Raw genomic sequence first — 18,501 nt, 5'->3', positions numbered from 1 at the left:
TTTTATAATAAATCAGGATTATCCGAAATAATACCACTTATTTCCAAAGCTTGCATTTTTTTTATGTCGGCAGGCTTATTTACCGTCCAAGCGTATACGTTTAAGTTTTTTTGCTTCGCCATACGCACGAATCGGCTTCTTAACTTTTCGTGAAAAATGTAAATATTATCGTAGTTGTTGTTTACTGCAACAGCCAAAGCTTTGCTTGTTTTAGATTCCGTAATTAAACCCACTTTAATGTTACCATTACGGGCTTTTATTTTATTTAAACGTTTCGCATCAAAACTTGATACGCATAACTGATCATAAGTCCATTTATTTTGAGCTACTGTAGCTTCAATTAAAAAACAGGCAGCCTTGGCCGTACCCTTTCCCTTTAATTCAATATGTAATTTACACTTGCCCTGACAAACCATTAACACTTCCGCTAACGTAGGTATTTTGTGCATGTGCTCCGTACGCAACATAGATAACTCACTAAAGCTTAAATTAACAATCTTGCCTTTTCCGTTAGTGGTTCGTTTTACCGTTTCATCGTGCATTACTACTAACTCCCCTGTGGCGCATTTGTGTATATCAATTTCAACGGCATCAACACCTAATTCAATAGCTTTTTCAATGGAAGCTATGGTGTTTTCATCCACTAAAGCTTTAGCTCCCCTATGACCGATTTTTTGCATAGCACTCGTTTACATCTTTAAATAAAAATCCTGTACTAATTTAACATAATCATCGGTATAAACGTGTCTTTCCTTTTCAATTATTAACTCATTTCTTTCCGCTTTTTCCTCCTCCATTTTAAAAGAAAAAACAATTAAACTGCGTTTAATTGGCGCTGCTGCATTCCCTTTGACATGAGTAATTTTAACGGGCACTAAACGCATTTTTTTTGCGATTTCAATTACTAACGCTTCTTGATTATATGGAATAATTAAGGCAAAAACTCCAGTGTCAGCAAGTAGTTTGGACGCTCCGTAGAGCAAATGCTCAAATGGCAAAGCATCTTCAAAACGAGCTGTATTTCGTTTATCATCAGGCGACTTTTGCGAGGCTTCAAAATAAGGCGGATTGCTTATAATGAAGTCATAAGGTTCCTCCATTTCCTGGAAAAACTCCTGAAACGAAGCATGGTAACAAAACATACGATCACCCCAAGGAGAATTTTCAAAATTTGTCATTGCCTGTTCGTAGGCATCTGCGTCAATTTCCACAGCATCAACATCTGCATCAGTAAACCGTTGTGCCATCATTAAAGCAATAACTCCTGTGCCTGCACCAACGTCCAACACATTAAATGGAGAAGCCTTAGGCATTGCCCATGCTCCCAAAAGCACCCCGTCCGTACCAATTTTCATAGCACATTTATCCTGTGCTACGGTAAACTCTTTAAATTTAAAAGGTGCAGACATAAGTTATTTTAAATCATTGGGTTTTACTAAATAATGTACAAACAAAATTTTTTGTCCATTATTTACTTACAAAAACAAAAAATTAAAAGGTAGAGCAATAACTAATATAAATATACCTTTTGCGGCTTATACACAAAAATTATAAATATAAGTCTATCAGACCTTCGGGAGTGTCTACAATGAGTAATTGACTGTCCTTATCTAATTTATGGATAAAACTATCATTCATGGGAATGAGAATTTGTTTCCCATTGTAATCAATTTCAAATAACGCTTGTGCAGTTGTATCATTTATGGCAGTAATTTTGCCTATTTTTCCTTTGGCAAGATCTTCCACCTGGTAGCCAATGATTTCATGAAAGTAAAACTGATCATCAGCTAACTCAGGCAATAAATCCAAAGGCAAGTATAAGGCTGCTTTCATTAAGTCATCAGCATCCTCTTCCGTATCTACATCTTCAAATTTGACACGTAGTAAATCTGATTTATGCAACCGAGCCTTTTCAATAAAAAATGGAACCAAATTTTTGTTGTATTCAACAAAAACTGATTCCATTTCTTGATAAATCTCAGGAGTGTCCGTATCTAATTTAACTAGTACTTCTCCCTTGAAGCTAAACTTACTTACAATTTTGCCTAAATAGAAACATGCTTCTTTTTGCATCCTTGTAAATTAAAAGAATTACTCTTCTTCGTTAGCTGTTTCTTCGGTAGCTTCTGCTGCTTCCGCCTCAGCTTTTGCTGCTGCCTCCGCTGCTTCTGCTTCAGCAACTGCTGCCGTTGCCTCAGCTTCACGCTTAGCGTTAACTTCTTTTTCTGCTTCTAAAGCTTTTGCTTTTGCATCTGCTGCATCTTTAGCTAAACCGTCTTTTTTAGCAGTTATTGATCCTTCTTTTTCAGCAATCCAAGCTTCAAATTTTGCATCCGCTTGCTCTTGCGTCAAAGCACCTTTTTTAATTCCACCAGCAAGGTGATTTTTCAAAAGCACACCTTTATATGAAAGAATGTTTTTTGCAGTATCAGTTGGTTGTGCACCATTCTGTAACCATTTTACAGCTCCATCAACATCAACATCAATAGTTGCAGGATTTGTATTTGGATTGTAAGTACCTAATTTTTCAAGGTATTTACCATCTCTTTTTGAACGTGCATCAGCTGCAACGATCCAGTAAAAAGGTTTCCCTTTTTTACCGTGTCTCTGTAATCTTAATTTAACAGGCATAAAAATTAATTTTGGAGGTTCGCGACCTCAGTTATAATTAGGGCGCAAATGTAAGGCTTTTTACAGAACTATAAGGTATTGAGCCTGAAATTATTTTTTTGACTTCTGGCTTCTGACTTCTGACTTCTGACTTTTTTAAAAAAAATATTCCAACAATAAAAACATTGAAAAAGTTTTCAAATTTTAAGAACAACCGCAACCTCCTGAACCGCAGGATTTGTTTTTACTCTTTTTTAAGGCTGGTTTCCAAAAAAATTTAGTCACCAAAAAACACAAGGCTCCTATAAAAAGCATTAAAACTCCAATATTTTGTATAATTTGATTCATAACTCATTAATAAGTCTATAGTCAACAAAAAAACTTACGCTACTTTAAAAATTGATACGCCACAAAAGCTGAAATATACGCCAAACCACTCATAAAAAACAGTTGTATTATGGGCCAGCGCCAACCGTTAGTTTCCTTTTTTACAATAGCAATAGTACTCATACACTGCATGGCAAATGCATAAAATAACAATAATGAAACTCCAGTTGCTAAATTAAATAATGGCACTCCAGTATCTGGATTAATTTCAGCTGCCATTCTATTTTTTATTGTTTCATCCTCGTCACTCCCCACACTATAAATGGTAGCTAGGGTTCCCACAAAAACCTCGCGCGCAGCAAAAGAGCTTATTAATGCAATACCAATTTTCCAATCATAACCCAAAGGCGCCACTAAAGGTTCAATAGCTTTACCCATATAACCTATGTAAGAATGCTCCAATTTTTGACTAGCAATAGCGCGTTCTAATTCAATTGTAGATTTTTGAGGTTGGTTTTGACTTATAATTTCCTTGGCATTTGAAAATTTTTCATTTGGACCATAACTAGCTAACACCCAAAGCACAATGGATATTGCCAAAATAATCTTTCCTGCACCCGTAATGAAGGCTTTCGTTTTTTCCACCACATTAATTGCCACATTTTTAAACATCGGCAATTTGTAATTAGGCATTTCTACCACAAAAAAGCTTTTATTTGGCATTTTCAAAAATTTGCTCAACAACCACGATGACCCTAAAGCGGTCACAAAACCCAACAAATACAGCAGCATCAAACTTAAACTTTGATACCCAAATATCCAGGCAACACGCTCCTTAGGAATTACTAAAGAAATGATAATTAAATAAACGGGCAACCTGGCAGAACAAGTGGTAAATGGCACTACTAAAATTGTAATTAATCGTTCCTTCCAGTTTTCTATATTTCGGGTAGCCATTACCGCTGGTATGGCACAAGCGGTTCCTGAAATTAACGGCACAATACTTTTTCCACTTAAGCCAAACTTCCGCATTAAGCGATCCATTAAAAAGACCACCCTACTCATATATCCGGATTCTTCCAAAATGGAAATAAACAGGAATAAAAATGCAATTTGCGGAATAAATATAACGATGCCGCCTAATCCAGGAATAATACCTTCGGTAATTAAATTAGTTAATGCCCCAGCCGGTAGCTGCCCTTTTACAGCTTCACTTAACCAAGCAAAACCATTATCAATTAAATCTTGCGGATAAGCAGACCAGTCATATATAGCCTGAAATATAAACAAGAGTATAATAAAAAAGATCAGATACCCCCAAACTTTATGCACTAATAACTGATCCAATTTTGCACGAACACCCGTTGCAGAACCCACATCAATCGTTTGTGTTTGCTTTAAAGTTTCGTTAATGAACTGATACCTTTTAATGGTTTCTTTTTGCTGCAATCGCTTTAAATCGCTTTTCTTTTTTGTATGAAATTCCGAAGCATCAGCAATCGTATTCCTATTAATATTTGCAAAGTTTACATCTTGCGTAATGACCAACCACAATTTATATAAGGATTGATTAGGAAATGCTTTTTGCAAACCTTCAAAATACGGTTTATCAATACTTGAAGCATTTAAACATGGCTCGATTGATAATTTTTTATACGAAGCTATTAATTGTTTTAATTCTTCAAGTCCTTGTTTTTTTCGAGCACTCATTAAAACCACATTGGTTTTTAACGTTTTTTCCAATTCAGGAATATTTAAACTGATCCCCTTTCGCTTCATACGATCGGCCATATTAATAACTAATATCGTGGGAATATCCAAATCTTTGATTTGTGTAAACAGCAACAGGTTTCTTTTTAAATTTTCCACATCACTGACTACCACGGCAACGTCAGGATAATCTTTGTCCTTTTTATTTAACAGTACTTCAATAACTACGTTTTCATCTAGTGATGAAGCATTTAAACTATAGGTACCTGGTAAATCTAAAATATGAGCTTTTACCCCTCTTGGAAGTTTACACACCCCTGCCTTGCGCTCCACAGTAATTCCTGGATAATTACCAACTTGCTGATTTAATCCGGTAAGTAAATTAAATACTGATGTTTTTCCCGTATTTGGATTACCAATTAATGAAACATTAATATGTTTTGCCATAGTATTGCCTGTAGTGGAGTGCTTAAATTAATTCAATTTCAATTTGTCTTGCTACTTCTTTCCGAATGGCTAAATGCGAACCATTAATATTAAGGTACATGGGGCATGAAAATGGTGCTACTTGCAGCAAGGTAACTTCGTTGCCTGGTAAACACCCCATTTCAAGCAACTTTAAAGGGATGGCATCTGTTTCAACCATAGTAATAATAGCTGACTGCCCCCTTTTTAATTCTGCCAAAGTTGTCTTCAAAGTTTATTTAGATTGAATTGAAACAACAAAAATACAATATAATTACGACGTACAAAATTAGAAACTATAGGGAATACATAATAGTATCATAGCAAAAAACTATGACGCTCACTCATTCTTTTTCAAGCAAAAGTTCAATATCCGCCAAAAGTTGCTCCATTGCCTCTGTATCCGTACCATCATAATACCCTCGAATGCGTTTTTTTTGATCAACTAGCACGAAATTTTCAGTGTGAATCAAATCGTATTTAGAAAAGCCCCCCTCTTTTGCTACCAAATAAGATTTACGTGCCAAATCATACAATTCCTTTTTATTCCCCGTGACTAAATTCCATTTGTTGTGATCGACCCCTTTTTTTAAGGCATACTTTTTTAATTGAGCTACCGAATCCACTTCTGGCATGACCGTATGCGATAACAATTTTACATTGGGATAATTTTTAAGCTTTTGCTGAAGTTTTCCCATATTTTGAGTCATTTTAGGACAGATAGTCTGACAGGTAGTAAAAAAGAAATCCGCTACATAAATTTTCCCCTTGTAATCCTCCTGAGTTATGGTATCCCCTAATTGATTAATTAATCTAAAATCGGCAATTTTATGGTATTTACGTATTTCCTGTACAGTCGAATCCACCAGAATGGCATTTACCTGATCAGGTTCGTAAATGCGAAGCCTGCGTTTTGGTTTGAGCGCCTGATAAATAAGCGCTACAATTACGGCTGAAAGTAACAGAAAAAAAATCCCAAACTTTTTATAGGGCGCAAAAAAACGAAGCATATTCATTTGTAAATAGTTTAGGTTGCAAAAATACTACCTATTCACTATAATTTTGCTTTATCATCTTATAAATACTTTGTACTACTATTAGTTTGTATTTGCCCCTCTTAAAAATGTAAGTTTGCTTATTTTTGTTCAAATTTATTTTTTAATGGAACTTCTTTTCAGAATTGGACAAGTAATTTTAATGCTTTCCATTTTAGTTATATTACATGAGTTTGGACACTACACTCCTGCCAAATTATTTAAAATTAAAGTTGAAAAATTCTTTTTATTCTTTGACGCTAAATTTGCACTTTTTCAAAAGAAAATAGGCGAAACTGTTTGGGGAATCGGCTGGCTGCCTTTAGGAGGTTACGTAAAAATTGCTGGGATGATTGACGAAAGTATGGATCGTGAACAAATGGCTCTTCCGCCTAAACCGTGGGAGTTTCGTTCAAAACCCGCATGGCAACGACTAATTGTAATGGCTGGTGGCGTGATTGTTAATTTTTTACTCGCATGGCTAGTTTTTACTTGTCTTTTGGTCTCCAATGGCGATAGCTATGTCCCTACCGAAAAACTAAAGTACGGTATTGAAGTAAACGAAATTGGAGCTGCTTTAGGCTTTAAAAACGGCGATAAAATTTTAAGTGTTGACGGAAAATCAGTAAAAAAGATGAACGCCGCAGTGCTTGAAATTATTCTTGGAGAACAGGTAACTGTATTGCGAGATGGAAAAAAGGAACAAATATCAATAAGTGATGAAAATAAAGAATTGCTTTTTTCAAATTTGCAGTCTCCTTTTATAACTGCCAGATATAAAACAATATTGGGTTTTATTGGAAAAAATACCATTGCTGAAGCTATTGGATTGCAAGTTGGAGATATCATTACAAAGGCTAATGACAAACCTGCTGTTTATTGGTCAGAATTTGCTAATCAAATAAAAGCGAGTAGTGGCGATACTTTGAAAATTAATTACACCAGAAACAATCAAGCGCTGACCACAAAAGTATTTATCCCTAAAGATAGTATTTTGGGAGTAAGTCCTGAAAGAATGGATCTGATTATTACGGACAAACATTCTATTGCTAGCGCTATCCCTGCCGGATTCAACAAAACCATACAATCATTAACCGATCAAGTTAGGCAGTTTAAAGTAATCCTAAATAAAAAAACAGGTGCATACAAGCAGGTAAAAGGCCCTATAGGTCTAGTAGAACAAATGCCTAATACATGGAATAACACTTATTTTTGGACAATTTTAGCCACGCTTTCCGTTTGGTTGGCTTTTGTGAATCTTTTGCCTATACCCGCGCTGGATGGTGGTCATATTATGTTTTTACTTTATGAAATTATATCGGGCAGAAAACCAAGCCAACGCGTTTTAGAAATGGGGCAAATGATTGGCTTTTTTATCATTTTAACATTAATGGTTTTTATTTTTGGTAACGACATTTGGAATTTACTGAAAGGGTAATTTTCTGTAAAATAACAAGTTGTAAATTCACTAAAAATAAATTGAAAAAAGTAAAAAAATATTTTGCAGAAACCTTAATCCGTTATATATTTGCACCCGCAACGAGGTAAAACATTTTTTACTGAGTTATCAAAATAATGAAATGCAACGCGAAAGCTGATAATTTTCGCACTTTGAAATAGTTCTATTTGAACATTCCTCCTTAGCTCAGTTGGTTAGAGCATCTGACTGTTAATCAGAGGGTCCTTGGTTCGAGCCCAAGAGGGGGAGCTTAATAAAGACAAGCCATTCAAGAAATTGAGTGGCTTTCTTTTTTTATGCAGGTCAAATATAGTCAAACATTTTGTTTACCCCCGTCTGCTTAACATTTTATACAAAGCTTTTATAATTATTTAATTGTCCTTTTGTTTAATGCATAAGCATTCTGAGGATTTTTAATTAACAACACATCTATATCTTTTCGAGTGAAACCATTTTCCTTAAGCACAGGAATTAAATGATCAAAAATAGCGGTATATCCGCGATAATTTCCTCCATTTTCCTGACCCACATTATACCAACCCGAATCGTGAGACAGTAGTATTTTGTGTAAGAGTTTTTCCTTTTTTAATGCTGTTAAACGATTTACATACCAATTAATAGTGTTTTTATTTTGCGATAGCGGATCGGATGGGCCAGACTGCACATGATCAAGCGAAATCCAGGCACCTTGTTTTGCCGCTTTTATTTGACCATTTAATGTACCATTTTGAGCATGTGTCCAAACAAAGGCTTCAGAAGAAACGCCTTGCTCATTTAAAATTTCCATTTGGGCAAATGCAGGACCATCTGGACCAGTATGCGATACAATTGTCATACCCGTTTTTTTATGTGCTATTGCAGCAGCCTTAACAATTTTTGCATGCAATTGCGACAAAGTATCTTCAACACCTACTGAAATTTTTATAAACCCAGGAATTATTTTTGTCCCATCAATTCCATGCTCAAATTCGTCAATCCAAATTTGTGCAATACCTTTAGCGCTATCCTTAAAAGCGTGCTTTGGCATAAATTTGTTATTAACTGCTCCATAGTAGCCCGTATTAGTAACAATATGCATTCCTGTGCTTTCAGATATTTTTTTTAATAGAATAGGATCACGGCCAATATAAGCAGGTGTGCAATCAAAAAAGGTATTTACGCCTTTCTTTTGGGCATCAATTAAAAAAGGCATAGCGCGTTTTATTACCGCTGCTTTATTCCAACGGTGTTGACCAGTACTATCGGCGCCAATCCAATCAACCATTATATGTTCATGCACCAAAGTAACCCCAATTTTTTTTATTGGTATTGCACCATTTACTGTAATTAATTTTTTAGACCCTAAAGTTGATTTACATCCAACTACCAAAAACCATAGAATCAAATAAAAAAATAAATTCTGCATAACATTGTAATCTTCAATCTTAGTATAAAAAACAACAATAAACCATTAAATAAACTCCACCTCAAACAAATTCTTAAAATGAGTAAGTAATTTTCTCTGAACTTCTACAATAGGAACTTCTCTTCCTAATTCAGCTTGTAATGAGGTTACCCCTTTTCCTTTAATACCACAAGGAATAATGTGATCAAAATAGCCCAAATCGGTATTAACATTGAATGCAAACCCATGCATAGTAACCCAACGACTGGCGCGTACGCCCATGGCACAAATTTTACGCGCAAAGGGTGTTCCAACATCCAACCATACGCCGGTTTCTCCATCGCTTCGTGTAGCAGTAATGCCATATTCGGTCAGCGTTAGTATCACTGTTTCCTCTAAAAAACGCAGGTATTTATGAATATCAGTAAAAAAATTATCCAAATCTAATATAGGATATCCTACAACTTGACCAGGTCCATGATAGGTTATATCGCCCCCTCTATTAATTTTATAAAATGAAACACCTTGCTTTTCCAAGGTTGCTTTAGGAGTCAGTAAATTTGATATTTCCCCACTTTTACCTAAAGTAAACACATGCGGATGCTCAACAAACAATAAATAATTGGGCGTATCTATCGATAAATTTTCTCTTGATTTTTTAAGTTTGATAGCAACAACATCCTTAAAAATAGCTTCCTGCTGATCCCAAGACGCTTTGTAATCTTTAACCCCTAAATTTATAAAATTGACCTTTTTATTCATCATTTACAAAGGTAGGTATTAATAAGGATTTACTAAAAATCAGCCAAATTATTTAATTCCGTAAGCCTTTTTAGCATTAGCTATTTGATCTTGTTCTGTGGTATTAGGAAACAATAAGTAACTAGGTGCTATGACAGGTTTAACAGATGTAACAGTAACCCTAAAAATGCTAGAAAAAGGAAGCTTCCCTAAGGTTATTTTCAACAACTCTTTTTCCATAGCTTCAAATTTAATATCCTTTTTGGTAATTACACGTGAAACTCCCTTTAATTGATAGCTTTTTTGAATAAAAATATCGATAAAGCTTAAAACATACATTAGGGTTTTCCTCTATATTAATTCTGCTTTTAGCTGAAGCAATATTAGCAATTAGAATACAATCTTTATCATAGTACTTAAACACTTCTTTTGGAGACACATTAGGTAGCCTTTCCTTTGAAGCTGTAGCTAACCAACATAATACGCTTTTTTCTAACGCTTTTTTTACCGTTTCAATTACAACCATGATACACTATTCGATAACATTATTATTAAATTCATAAATAAACAAAAATTAAGCTTAAAAATTAAAATACCACCATTAACAACTGCAATCCATTAATCAAAAAAACAACTAACACTTCATATTTTTACCAAATTCACAAATACTTTTGGTACGCTCCTTGATAACAGTTAACCATAAATTATGTTAATAATGACTAAAAAACACGACGCAAACGTAAAAAAAGACAAAACAATTGATTTTCAAATTTGACTAATTGCATTATTGAGCTTTAGCTATATTATGTATGCCATTTTTAATTACAAGCAAGTTCCACAAAAAGCCATTAGCCTAACTGCCCCAGCTATGGATACTAACGATTTATTGCATACTATGGGTCCCGTAACCCCTATTCCTGATAATCCTATTGCCGAAACACAAGTAAAAATACCTAAAACGGTTGTAGAAACGAAAACGATTTCGACTAAAATACCAGAAGTAGTTGAAAAAAAAACCTGAAGAAGTCCCCACCAAAAAAAAGGTGCCTAAAATTGAGCCAAATACAAAAGCCACTGCAAAGGCTAATGATGGTGCAACTAAAGCCGCAACTGTAAAAACCACTAAAGGGAAAGCCAAATCAGTAGCAACAACTATTTACAAACCAAACACGGTTGAATTTTTACCTATTTTTCCTGGTTGCGATAAGTATAGCACCAATAATGAACGTGCTATTTGTTTTCAGGAAAAAGTACAGCGTATGGTATTGCGTAGGTTTAACAACGGATTGGGTGACGAACTGGGGTTGAGCGGAAAACAAACGATTTTTTTATATTTTGAAATCAACGAAAATGGTTTAGTCAGTAATATAAAAGCGCGCTAAAAGAGTAGCGCGATTATTACCTAAAATGAAACCTGCTCGACACGGAAATACTAAGGTTAAAATGGCCTACACCCTACCCATCACATTTAAGGTGCAGTAGCAACTTTAATACCGTTTCCGATATTAAATTACTCATTTAAAATCAGAACCTGTATTGCATTTTCTAAAACTAAAAAAGTCAGTACAATGAATTGGACTGACTTTTTTAGCGTTTAATGATTTACAAATTAAATACCTCGAATATAACTTCCAAAAGTATCCTTAAACTCAAATCCTTTTTCCATTTGGAGCTTACTTAATTTTTTAAACTCAACCAACCCCCAAAGTAAAAATTCTTTCAAAAAATAACTGTCTTTTTTAGAAATCTCCGGCTGAAATTCAGAAATTAATTGTTGTAACGGCGGAACCATATCCAATAGTTGCTCATATTCCGGAGTTAATAAATCACTTGGTAATTCAAAACCTGTTCCATCATAAAACCAGTCCACTAGTTTGTCGTACGGACTTGCTTTATCTTTATGCTCTAATTTTTCTATTTTAGGGAAATAATTTGAAAATAAGGTTTGTACCGCTCGGTGAATTAACAATTGCGCTACTGATGCCGATCCTTCCTGCTCCCCTTCGTAAACTAACTCTATTTTTCCATTGATAGCAGGTATAATTCCCATAAAATCACTTAAACGTACACTAGTTTGGCTTTCGCCAGAAGTAAGCATTCTTAATTCCGCCGCGCTCAGTAAATTTTCATATGCTGTAATACTCATACGCGCACTTACGCCACTTTTTGCATCCACGTACTCACTTTCTCTGGCTTCAAAACCAATTTGTTCTAAAAGTTCAAATGCAAGTTCGGGTACGTATATCGTTTCCTTTTGACGTGCGTCTGACTGCACTTCCTGCTTAGTTATTTTTTTTGCTATTTCAATAGTATCAGGATAATGTGTTAAAATTTGTGATCCTATCCTATCTTTCAACGGAGTAATAATACTCCCTCTATTAGTGTAATCTTCAGGATTAGCGGTAAATACAAATTGCATATCCAAATTGAAACGCAGTTTAAATCCTCGGATTTGCACATCACCTTCCTGAAGGATATTAAATAAAGCTACCTGAATTCGAGCTTGCAAATCTGGTAATTCGTTAATAACAAAAATACATCGATTGGCTCTTGGTATCATTCCATAATGAATTACACGATCATCAGCATAAGAAAGTTTTAAGTTTGCCGCTTTTATTGGATCTACATCACCAATGATGTCCGCCACTGTAACATCAGGTGTAGCCAATTTTTCCGAAAAACGCTCCTCCCTATGCATCCATGTAATTGGTGTATCATCACCTTTATCCGCTATTAATTCCTTAGCAAATCGTGAAATTGGTTGCAAAGGATCATCGTTAATTTCCGAACCAGCCACAACAGGCACATATTCATCCAGTAAATTAGTCATTTGACGCGCCAATCTGGTTTTAGCCTGCCCTCGAAGTCCTAATAAATTGATGTTATGCTTGGACAAAATAGCCCGTTGCAATTCAGGAATTACAGTATGCTCGTACCCATAAACTCCTTCAAAAACAGTCTCATTATTCTTTATTTTATGAGACAAATTATCCCTTAATTCATCTTTAATCGTCTTGTAAGTATATCCTGCGGACTTTAAATCTCCTAATGTTTTTAATTGAGTATATTCCATAAGTGCTATTTGTAAGAATTAATACTATCCTTTAATTCTTTTTTTTCTGTTTTGTTCGTAATCTTCAAAAATCATTTCACCTAACCCTTTTAAACCTGTATAAAAAGCTTTCCCTTGATTTGCTTTGGTAAAAGCTTCAACAAATTTCATAAGATAAGGATCCTGAGCAATCATAAATGTGGTAATAGGAATATGGAGCTTACGTGCTTGTTGTGCCATTCCGTAGCATTTATTCACAATATAATCATCCAACCCATTACTATTCTTGTAATAACGACCATCAGGCAAACGTAAACAACTCGGTTTACCATCGGTGATCATAAAAATTTGTTTGTTGGTATTTCGCTTTCGCCGAAGTAAATCAAGTGCCAATTCCAAACCTGCAACTGTATTTGTATGGTAAGGTCCTACTTGTAAATAAGGCAAATCTTGTATCGAAATTCGCCATGAATCATTCCCAAACACAATAATTTCCAAGGTATCTTTAGGATACCTGGTGGTAATTAGTTCAGCCAAAGCCATAGCCACTTTTTTAGCTGGTGTAATGCGATCTTCGCCATATAAAATCATACTATGACTAATATCAATCATTAGTATAGTACTCATTTGCGCTTTATGATTAGTTTCATGCACCACCAAATCATCTTCGGTAAGCTTAAAACCATTTTCAATACCATGATTTATTTGAGCGTTGCGCAGACTTTCAGTAATGGAAACTCGCTCTATAGTATCCCCAAAAACATAATTCCTAAATTCACCCGTAGTTTCATCACCCACTCCAATTTTATTGGGTTTTGTGATTTCCTACACCAGACTTTCGTAGCTTTCCGAAAATTTGGTTGAGTGCACGCTGCCTGATCGCTCGTTCTGTTTTTGCAGTAATAGCTTTACCTCCCTGACCGTCTGGTTTTATTTCCTCTCTAATATACCCTTTCTTTTTTAAGTCTTCTTCAAAATCCTTTAAAGTGTATTCAGGAGTCGCTATTCCGTATTCCGAATCCAGTTCAGCTAACCAATCCAACGCCTCATCAACATCGCCCGAAGTATGCGTTATAAGTTCTTTAAAAATATCCAAAAGTGTATCAAAAATACTTTGCTCAGGAGCTTCGTATTTTTTGAACACAAAGCCTGTGTATGTTTGTGAACGTTTATTCATAATATCAATATAATTAATATTACATCAACAAACGTTAATTTCAACTTATAAGTTGATGAAAAGTTTTGTTAAACACTTAAACATTTTACGCACTATAAGGACTAGTTATAAAACAAACCAACACCATAACGTATTATTACTTTGTAGCGACTATTTTAAAATTTAATATTTCTTTAAAATGGACTGTGTTTGAGCATGCCTATTCCTCATTAAGAGTATAAAATTAAAGACAACCACTAGTAACGTCTGTTGCATTGCCAAACAACAAATTTGAACTAAAATGGTCTTTTTAGTTGATTTTAACTGATTCTTATTATAAATCACCTTAAAAGATATGAAACTTTGATTAAGATTAAAAAAGAAACATCAGCGTAGCTTTTATTTCGCATATTTAATTTGATTTGTGAATGAATAAAAACAGTTAAATCGCTAATTCAATATTGAAATCTTTTTAGAATGTTATTAATCTAAAAAAAACTTGATAAAATTAATTTATCAAGTTTTTTTTAAATTTTTAAAAACAAAAAAGAATTACTTACACATGCAGGGCCCTATCCTCAGTTGCTGCTAAAGCTGCTTCTTTGATAGCTTCAGTAAATGTTGGGTGTGCATGACTCATACGCGCTACATCTTCGGCACTTGCTCTAAATTCCATAGCTGTAACGGCTTCGGCAATTAAATCTGCACAACGTGCACCTACCATATGTACTCCTAAAATTTCGTCGGTTGTTTTATCCGCTAAAATCTTTACAAAACCACCTAAATCACTACTAGCTCTTGCTCTACCCAAAGCTCTAAATGGAAATTGCCCTGATTTGTAGGCTACACCCGCTTCTTTTAATTGTTCTTCTGTTTTTCCAACAGCAGCAACTTCAGGCCATGTATATACCACACCTGGTATTAAATTGTAATCAATATGTGGTTTTTGTCCTGCTAAAACTTCTGCCACTAAAACACCCTCTTCTTCAGCTTTGTGCGCTAACATAGCTCCTTTAACCACATCGCCAATAGCATATATGTTGGAAACATTTGTTTGTAAATGCCCATTCGTTTCTATTTGGCCTTTTTCGGTAGTTTTAATACCAACTGCATCTAAATTTAATCCTTTAGTATACGGGCTTCTTCCAACTGAAACTAAACAATAATCCGCATTAAAAGTAACTTCTTGATCTTTTTTATCAGTTGCAGTAATGAGGACCTCATCACCCGTATTTTCAACATTTTTTACACAGTAAGGCAAATAAAATTTTACCCCCTTGCTTTTTCATTGCCTTCATCAATTCTTTTGACAAAGCTGCATCCATTGTTGGAATGATACGGTCTGCATATTCAACTACTGAAACCTGAGCGCCTAAACGGCGGTAAACTTGACCAAGCTCCAGACCAATAACACCACCTCCTATAATTAATAAGTGTTTGGGGATTTCTTTTAATTTCAATGCTTCGGTTGATGTAATAATTCTGGTCTTATCAATTTCTGCAAATGATAAGGTGGAAGGCTTTGACCCTGTGGCAATAATAGTATTTTTTGCTTCAATTTCTACAGTTTCACCTTCTGCAGTAGCGATATCAATATGAGTAGCATCCTTAAAGCTACCAGTGCCCTGAAAAACTTCTATCTTATTTTTTTTCATTAAATAAGCAACACCATCACAAGTTTGATCCACTACGGTTTGTTTACGGGCAATCATTTTTTCAAGATTCGCCTTTACCTCCCCCGAAATTTCAATACCATGCCCTTCAAAATGTTTTGTTGCATGTTCAAAATGATGCGAAGAATCTAACAACGCCTTACTTGGAATACACCCTACGTTTAAACATGTACCACCAAGTGTATTGTATTTTTCAATAATAGCTGTTTTCATTCCCAATTGCGCGCAACGAATTGCAGCAACATATCCTCCAGGTCCTGAACCTATAACAGCAACATCAAATGAACTCATAATATATATTTTTTGATAATAGTCGTTTTAAATTACAATTATAACAACTTATTTAAGTTTATTAATTACTCTAACAAATGTACAAATGTTTTGTTTTTTAAGCATCAAATTTTGTCAGCTTAATTACGTATAAATACGTAGTTGACATATCTAAAACCTAAACTTTGTTTATCCATTTATCAAAATATCCTATTTTTACCAAAAACGTATTTTTGTCCCATGAAATATTTTCATTTTTTTATTGCCCTTTTTTGCATTCTTCTTTGGAGTAGTTGCCGAAAAGATTTTGATACCGAAATTGTAAGCGCTGGAGGTATTGAATTTTCTGCCGACACCATTTTTATGGACACTTTGTTTACCAGAATTCAATCCAGTACGCAATCAGTAAAAGTATATAATCGTTCAGATAATGATATTACCATTCCTATGATTTCCTTGGAAAGAGGCGCTACATCTAAATACACATTAAGTGTAGACGGGCAACCCTTAATTGGTAGTCCGCAAACTCCTGAGTCTGGTAAAATTTTTGAAAATATCAATATCCTAGCCAAGGATAGTATTTTTATTTTTATAGAAGCTACTATTGATGCTGACGCTGACAGTTTAGAAGATTCTTTTTACAATGATAAAATCACTTTTTCCAACCAGGAAAAAGCAATAGAACTGATTACTTTAGTTAAAGATGCCACGTTTATTTTTAAAGAAACCACCGATCCTGGACGTGATTTTGAAACCAGACAACGCGATGATCAGGGTGAATTTATTCAATTAAACGGCTTTGACCTTACCGATGATGAATTGACTATGACTAACGAAAAAGCATATGTTATTTACGGAAACGCTGTAGTACCTACTGGAAAAACATTAACCATTGAGGCTGGAGCCCGAATACATTTTCATGAAGATTCTGGCTTGATCATTGAAGAAGGGGCAAGCTTAGTTATTAATGGCACCAAAAGTCCGGAGGATGAGCCTATGAAAAATCAAGTTATTATTGAAGGAGATCGGATAGCTGAAGATTTTGATGATTTACCTGGGCAGTGGGGACTTATTTGGTTCCGAAAAGGGTCAATAAACAATAGAATTACCAACACCACTATTAAAAATGCTACAATTGGAATTTTAATTGACGGTAATGGAGATGAAACTACCCCCAGCTTAACACTGGAAAATGTTCAAATATACAACTCTCAAGCTGCGGGTATACAAGCTATTGCCACTAACATAATGGCAAACAACGTAGTTATTAACCAAAGTGGTCAGGCAAGCCTTGGTATTGAAGAAGGTGGAACGTATAATTTTACACACTCCACTATTACTAATTATTTTAGTTTTGGTTTGCGTGCGCAACCTGCATTAAATATTAGTAACAGACCAAATATGACCAATACTGTTGCTGATTCTAATTTGGAAGCAGCCAATTTTACCAACTGCATTATTGCTGGTAGTAATCGGGTAGAATTAAACTTATCTAACAGGGATGAGGCTGAATTTAACTTTGAATTTAAAAATTGTTTGATTGAATTTAATGACCGAACGCTTCAAGGAAGTATCCCAGAATATGATTTTGAAAATACTGATTTATATGTAAATTGTATTTTTAATGAAAACGTTGAGTTTAAAAACACCAAATTGAATTTTATGCAAATCAGTGAAGCATCTGCCGCTAATGGAAAAGCAGTCAGTCTTGCTGGTAGTGATATTATTGGAACTTTAAGAAGCTTAGACGCCCCAGATATTGGCGCTTACGAAAGTATTGTTTTTGAAGAAGAAGAAGAAGAAGAAGAAGATAACTAATCCCAAAATGCAAGAGAACACTCCTAAAAAAAAGGATAATGGATTAAATAATCTAATTATCAATATAATTTTACCTGCCATTCTGTTGATGAAAGGTGCTAAATGGGCAGAAAAGCTTGGTTTGCAACTCACATCAGTGCACATTTTACTCATCGCCTTAGCCTTACCTGTTGGATATGGCTTATACGATTTATTAATAAAAAAAGAAAAGAATTTTGTTTCGGTCCTCGGATTTGTAAGTATTCTTTTAACTGGAATAGTTGGAGTATTTGAACTGCCTACGGAGTTTATTGCAATTAAGGAAGCTGCCATACCTTTTATTATAGGATGCGTTTTATTGATTTCCAATTATACATCCTACCCCTTAGCTCCAAAGTTTTTGTACAATGATGATATTTTTAATAAAAAAGTAATTAATGCACATTTAAATGACGCTGAAGAACTTCAATTGAAAAAGAATATTAAAAAAGCATCTTTCTATCTTTTTCTGTCTTTTATTTTATCAGCCATTTTAAACTATGCTGTGGCTAAATACTTTGTAACCAGCCCGGCTGGTTCGGAAGCTTTCAATAACGAAATGGGCAAAATGAGTTTGTATAGCTATCCCATTATTGTTGTTCCGTCCATGCTTATTATGATTGCTATCATCCGATATATTTATATGAGTATTAAAAAGTTGACAGGACTTACCAGCGATGAAATTTTTATGTTTAATCAATAGATAAAATAAAAAATTATTCTTGGTATAATTTGTGATCAAAATGTTTTATAAAAATACATTTAGATAACATATTATTTTTAT

The 18,501-nt window shown here is 34.6% G+C and carries 18 protein-coding genes, 1 tRNA gene and 2 pseudogenes; 6 read left to right on the top strand and 15 right to left on the bottom strand.

The window, feature by feature from the left end; genetic code table 11:
* Positions 1-2: 2 nt before the first annotated feature.
* The 8 genes from GMC_RS0111060 to GMC_RS0111025 all read right to left on the bottom strand — a co-directional run bounded on the left by GMC_RS0111060 (position 3) and on the right by GMC_RS0111025 (position 6,122).
* Positions 3-680 (bottom strand): glycerophosphodiester phosphodiesterase, encoded by a 678-nt coding sequence (locus GMC_RS0111060; RefSeq protein WP_010522191.1) that lies wholly within the window; start codon positions 678-680, stop codon positions 3-5.
* A gap of 9 nt (positions 681-689) precedes the next feature.
* Positions 690-1,409 carry a tRNA1(Val) (adenine(37)-N6)-methyltransferase gene (locus tag GMC_RS0111055; RefSeq protein WP_010522190.1) on the bottom strand — a complete coding sequence of 240 codons (720 nt, stop codon included), beginning with the start codon at positions 1,407-1,409 and terminating at the stop codon, positions 690-692.
* 139 nt (positions 1,410-1,548) lie between these two features.
* The gene (rimM, locus tag GMC_RS0111050; RefSeq protein ID WP_010522189.1) at positions 1,549-2,073 is read right to left on the bottom strand and encodes a ribosome maturation factor RimM; all 525 of its coding nucleotides are present in this window, start codon (positions 2,071-2,073) and stop codon (positions 1,549-1,551) included.
* 18 nt (positions 2,074-2,091) lie between these two features.
* Positions 2,092-2,631, bottom strand: a complete 540-nt coding sequence (locus GMC_RS0111045) for a 30S ribosomal protein S16 (RefSeq protein WP_010522188.1) — start codon at positions 2,629-2,631, stop codon at positions 2,092-2,094.
* Positions 2,632-2,814: 183 nt separating this feature from the next.
* Positions 2,815-2,958: a FeoB-associated Cys-rich membrane protein gene (locus GMC_RS23455; RefSeq protein ID WP_498365820.1), complete on the bottom strand. Its 144-nt coding sequence runs from the start codon at positions 2,956-2,958 to the stop codon at positions 2,815-2,817.
* A 39-nt stretch (positions 2,959-2,997) separates the two neighbouring features.
* On the bottom strand, positions 2,998-5,094 hold the full coding sequence (gene feoB / locus GMC_RS0111035; protein WP_010522187.1) for a ferrous iron transport protein B: 2,097 nt from the start codon (positions 5,092-5,094) through the stop codon (positions 2,998-3,000).
* 22 nt (positions 5,095-5,116) lie between these two features.
* Entirely contained in the window at positions 5,117-5,344 is a 228-nt protein-coding gene (locus tag GMC_RS0111030; protein ID WP_010522186.1) for a FeoA family protein, read from the bottom strand.
* Between the two features lie 112 nt (positions 5,345-5,456).
* A complete protein-coding gene (locus GMC_RS0111025; protein WP_029489732.1) occupies positions 5,457-6,122 on the bottom strand; it encodes an SCO family protein in 666 nt (221 codons plus the stop codon).
* Between the two features lie 151 nt (positions 6,123-6,273).
* On the opposite strand from GMC_RS0111025, the gene rseP reads away from it, so the two are divergent.
* Together rseP and GMC_RS0111015 are read left to right on the top strand one after the other, a co-directional pair.
* Positions 6,274-7,584: an RIP metalloprotease RseP gene (gene rseP, locus GMC_RS0111020; RefSeq protein ID WP_029489731.1), complete on the top strand. Its 1,311-nt coding sequence runs from the start codon at positions 6,274-6,276 to the stop codon at positions 7,582-7,584.
* A gap of 196 nt (positions 7,585-7,780) precedes the next feature.
* Positions 7,781-7,854, top strand: a tRNA-Asn gene (locus GMC_RS0111015).
* A gap of 118 nt (positions 7,855-7,972) precedes the next feature.
* On the opposite strand, the gene GMC_RS0111010 is transcribed toward GMC_RS0111015, so the two are convergent.
* Genes GMC_RS0111010 through GMC_RS22290 form a run of 4 tightly spaced genes read right to left on the bottom strand, consistent with a single transcriptional unit; the run spans position 7,973 to position 10,256 of the window.
* The gene (locus GMC_RS0111010; RefSeq protein ID WP_010522183.1) at positions 7,973-9,010 is read right to left on the bottom strand and encodes a phosphotriesterase family protein; all 1,038 of its coding nucleotides are present in this window, start codon (positions 9,008-9,010) and stop codon (positions 7,973-7,975) included.
* 45 nt (positions 9,011-9,055) lie between these two features.
* Positions 9,056-9,751, bottom strand: a complete 696-nt coding sequence (gene lipB, locus GMC_RS0111005; protein ID WP_010522182.1) for a lipoyl(octanoyl) transferase LipB — start codon at positions 9,749-9,751, stop codon at positions 9,056-9,058.
* Positions 9,752-9,799: 48 nt separating this feature from the next.
* Complete coding sequence (locus GMC_RS22295; protein ID WP_238527977.1) at positions 9,800-9,970, bottom strand: hypothetical protein; 171 nt, start codon at positions 9,968-9,970, stop codon at positions 9,800-9,802.
* Positions 9,971-9,980: 10 nt separating this feature from the next.
* Positions 9,981-10,256 (bottom strand): pyridoxamine 5'-phosphate oxidase family protein, encoded by a 276-nt coding sequence (locus GMC_RS22290; protein ID WP_238527976.1) that lies wholly within the window; start codon positions 10,254-10,256, stop codon positions 9,981-9,983.
* Between the two features lie 261 nt (positions 10,257-10,517).
* Here GMC_RS22290 and GMC_RS0110995 point away from each other — a divergent pair, with 261 nt between their 5' ends.
* Both GMC_RS0110995 and GMC_RS20765 read left to right on the top strand, forming a co-directional pair.
* A complete protein-coding gene (locus GMC_RS0110995) occupies positions 10,518-10,751 on the top strand; it encodes a hypothetical protein (RefSeq protein ID WP_029489730.1) in 234 nt (77 codons plus the stop codon).
* Positions 10,735-11,112 (top strand): hypothetical protein, encoded by a 378-nt coding sequence (locus GMC_RS20765; RefSeq protein ID WP_010522179.1) that lies wholly within the window; start codon positions 10,735-10,737, stop codon positions 11,110-11,112. Before GMC_RS0110995 ends, GMC_RS20765 begins: the two co-directional genes overlap by 17 nt.
* A 227-nt stretch (positions 11,113-11,339) precedes the next feature.
* Here the strand turns inward: GMC_RS20765 and GMC_RS0110985 are convergent, their stop codons facing one another.
* The 3 genes and pseudogenes from GMC_RS0110985 to lpdA all read right to left on the bottom strand — a co-directional run bounded on the left by GMC_RS0110985 (position 11,340) and on the right by lpdA (position 15,902).
* Entirely contained in the window at positions 11,340-12,803 is a 1,464-nt protein-coding gene (locus tag GMC_RS0110985; RefSeq protein WP_010522178.1) for a magnesium chelatase, read from the bottom strand.
* 24 nt (positions 12,804-12,827) lie between these two features.
* Positions 12,828-13,959, bottom strand: a pseudogene (locus GMC_RS19780) (vWA domain-containing protein).
* 535 nt (positions 13,960-14,494) lie between these two features.
* Positions 14,495-15,902 (bottom strand): annotated as a pseudogene (lpdA, locus tag GMC_RS19775) (dihydrolipoyl dehydrogenase).
* Positions 15,903-16,121: 219 nt separating this feature from the next.
* Between lpdA and GMC_RS0110970 the strand changes: the two are divergent.
* Together GMC_RS0110970 and GMC_RS0110965 are read left to right on the top strand one after the other, a co-directional pair.
* Positions 16,122-17,699 (top strand): hypothetical protein, encoded by a 1,578-nt coding sequence (locus tag GMC_RS0110970; protein ID WP_010522177.1) that lies wholly within the window; start codon positions 16,122-16,124, stop codon positions 17,697-17,699.
* Complete coding sequence (locus tag GMC_RS0110965) at positions 17,665-18,420, top strand: VC0807 family protein (RefSeq protein WP_238527975.1); 756 nt, start codon at positions 17,665-17,667, stop codon at positions 18,418-18,420. The genes GMC_RS0110970 and GMC_RS0110965 overlap by 35 nt, the downstream gene beginning before the upstream one ends.
* Positions 18,421-18,501 lie beyond the last annotated feature (81 nt).

The sequence above is a fragment of the Aquimarina agarivorans genome (assembly GCF_000218485.1).
Taxonomy (GTDB): Bacteria; Bacteroidota; Bacteroidia; order Flavobacteriales; family Flavobacteriaceae; genus Aquimarina; species Aquimarina agarivorans.
The sequence above is the reverse complement of the archived record's forward strand: the minus strand, read 5'-3'. Positions and strand labels throughout refer to the sequence as shown.

What these genes read in the sequence shown, in the direction of transcription:
- feoB (WP_010522187.1), bottom strand. Translation starts at nt 5,094, where the DNA reads ATGGCAAAACATATTAATGTTTCATTAATTGGTAATCCAAATACGGGA.
- GMC_RS22290 (WP_238527976.1), bottom strand. Translation starts at nt 10,256, where the DNA reads ATGGTTGTAATTGAAACGGTAAAAAAAGCGTTAGAAAAAAGCGTATTA.
- GMC_RS0111025 (WP_029489732.1), bottom strand. Translation starts at nt 6,122, where the DNA reads ATGCTTCGTTTTTTTGCGCCCTATAAAAAGTTTGGGATTTTTTTTCTG.
- GMC_RS0110985 (WP_010522178.1), bottom strand. Translation starts at nt 12,803, where the DNA reads ATGGAATATACTCAATTAAAAACATTAGGAGATTTAAAGTCCGCAGGA.
- GMC_RS0111060 (WP_010522191.1), bottom strand. Translation starts at nt 680, where the DNA reads ATGCAAAAAATCGGTCATAGGGGAGCTAAAGCTTTAGTGGATGAAAAC.
- GMC_RS0111045 (WP_010522188.1), bottom strand. Translation starts at nt 2,631, where the DNA reads ATGCCTGTTAAATTAAGATTACAGAGACACGGTAAAAAAGGGAAACCT.
- GMC_RS0111055 (WP_010522190.1), bottom strand. Translation starts at nt 1,409, where the DNA reads ATGTCTGCACCTTTTAAATTTAAAGAGTTTACCGTAGCACAGGATAAA.
- GMC_RS0110970 (WP_010522177.1), top strand. Translation starts at nt 16,122, where the DNA reads ATGAAATATTTTCATTTTTTTATTGCCCTTTTTTGCATTCTTCTTTGG.
- rseP (WP_029489731.1), top strand. Translation starts at nt 6,274, where the DNA reads ATGGAACTTCTTTTCAGAATTGGACAAGTAATTTTAATGCTTTCCATT.
- GMC_RS0111010 (WP_010522183.1), bottom strand. Translation starts at nt 9,010, where the DNA reads ATGCAGAATTTATTTTTTTATTTGATTCTATGGTTTTTGGTAGTTGGA.
- lipB (WP_010522182.1), bottom strand. Translation starts at nt 9,751, where the DNA reads ATGAATAAAAAGGTCAATTTTATAAATTTAGGGGTTAAAGATTACAAA.
- rimM (WP_010522189.1), bottom strand. Translation starts at nt 2,073, where the DNA reads ATGCAAAAAGAAGCATGTTTCTATTTAGGCAAAATTGTAAGTAAGTTT.
- GMC_RS23455 (WP_498365820.1), bottom strand. Translation starts at nt 2,958, where the DNA reads ATGAATCAAATTATACAAAATATTGGAGTTTTAATGCTTTTTATAGGA.
- GMC_RS22295 (WP_238527977.1), bottom strand. Translation starts at nt 9,970, where the DNA reads ATGGAAAAAGAGTTGTTGAAAATAACCTTAGGGAAGCTTCCTTTTTCT.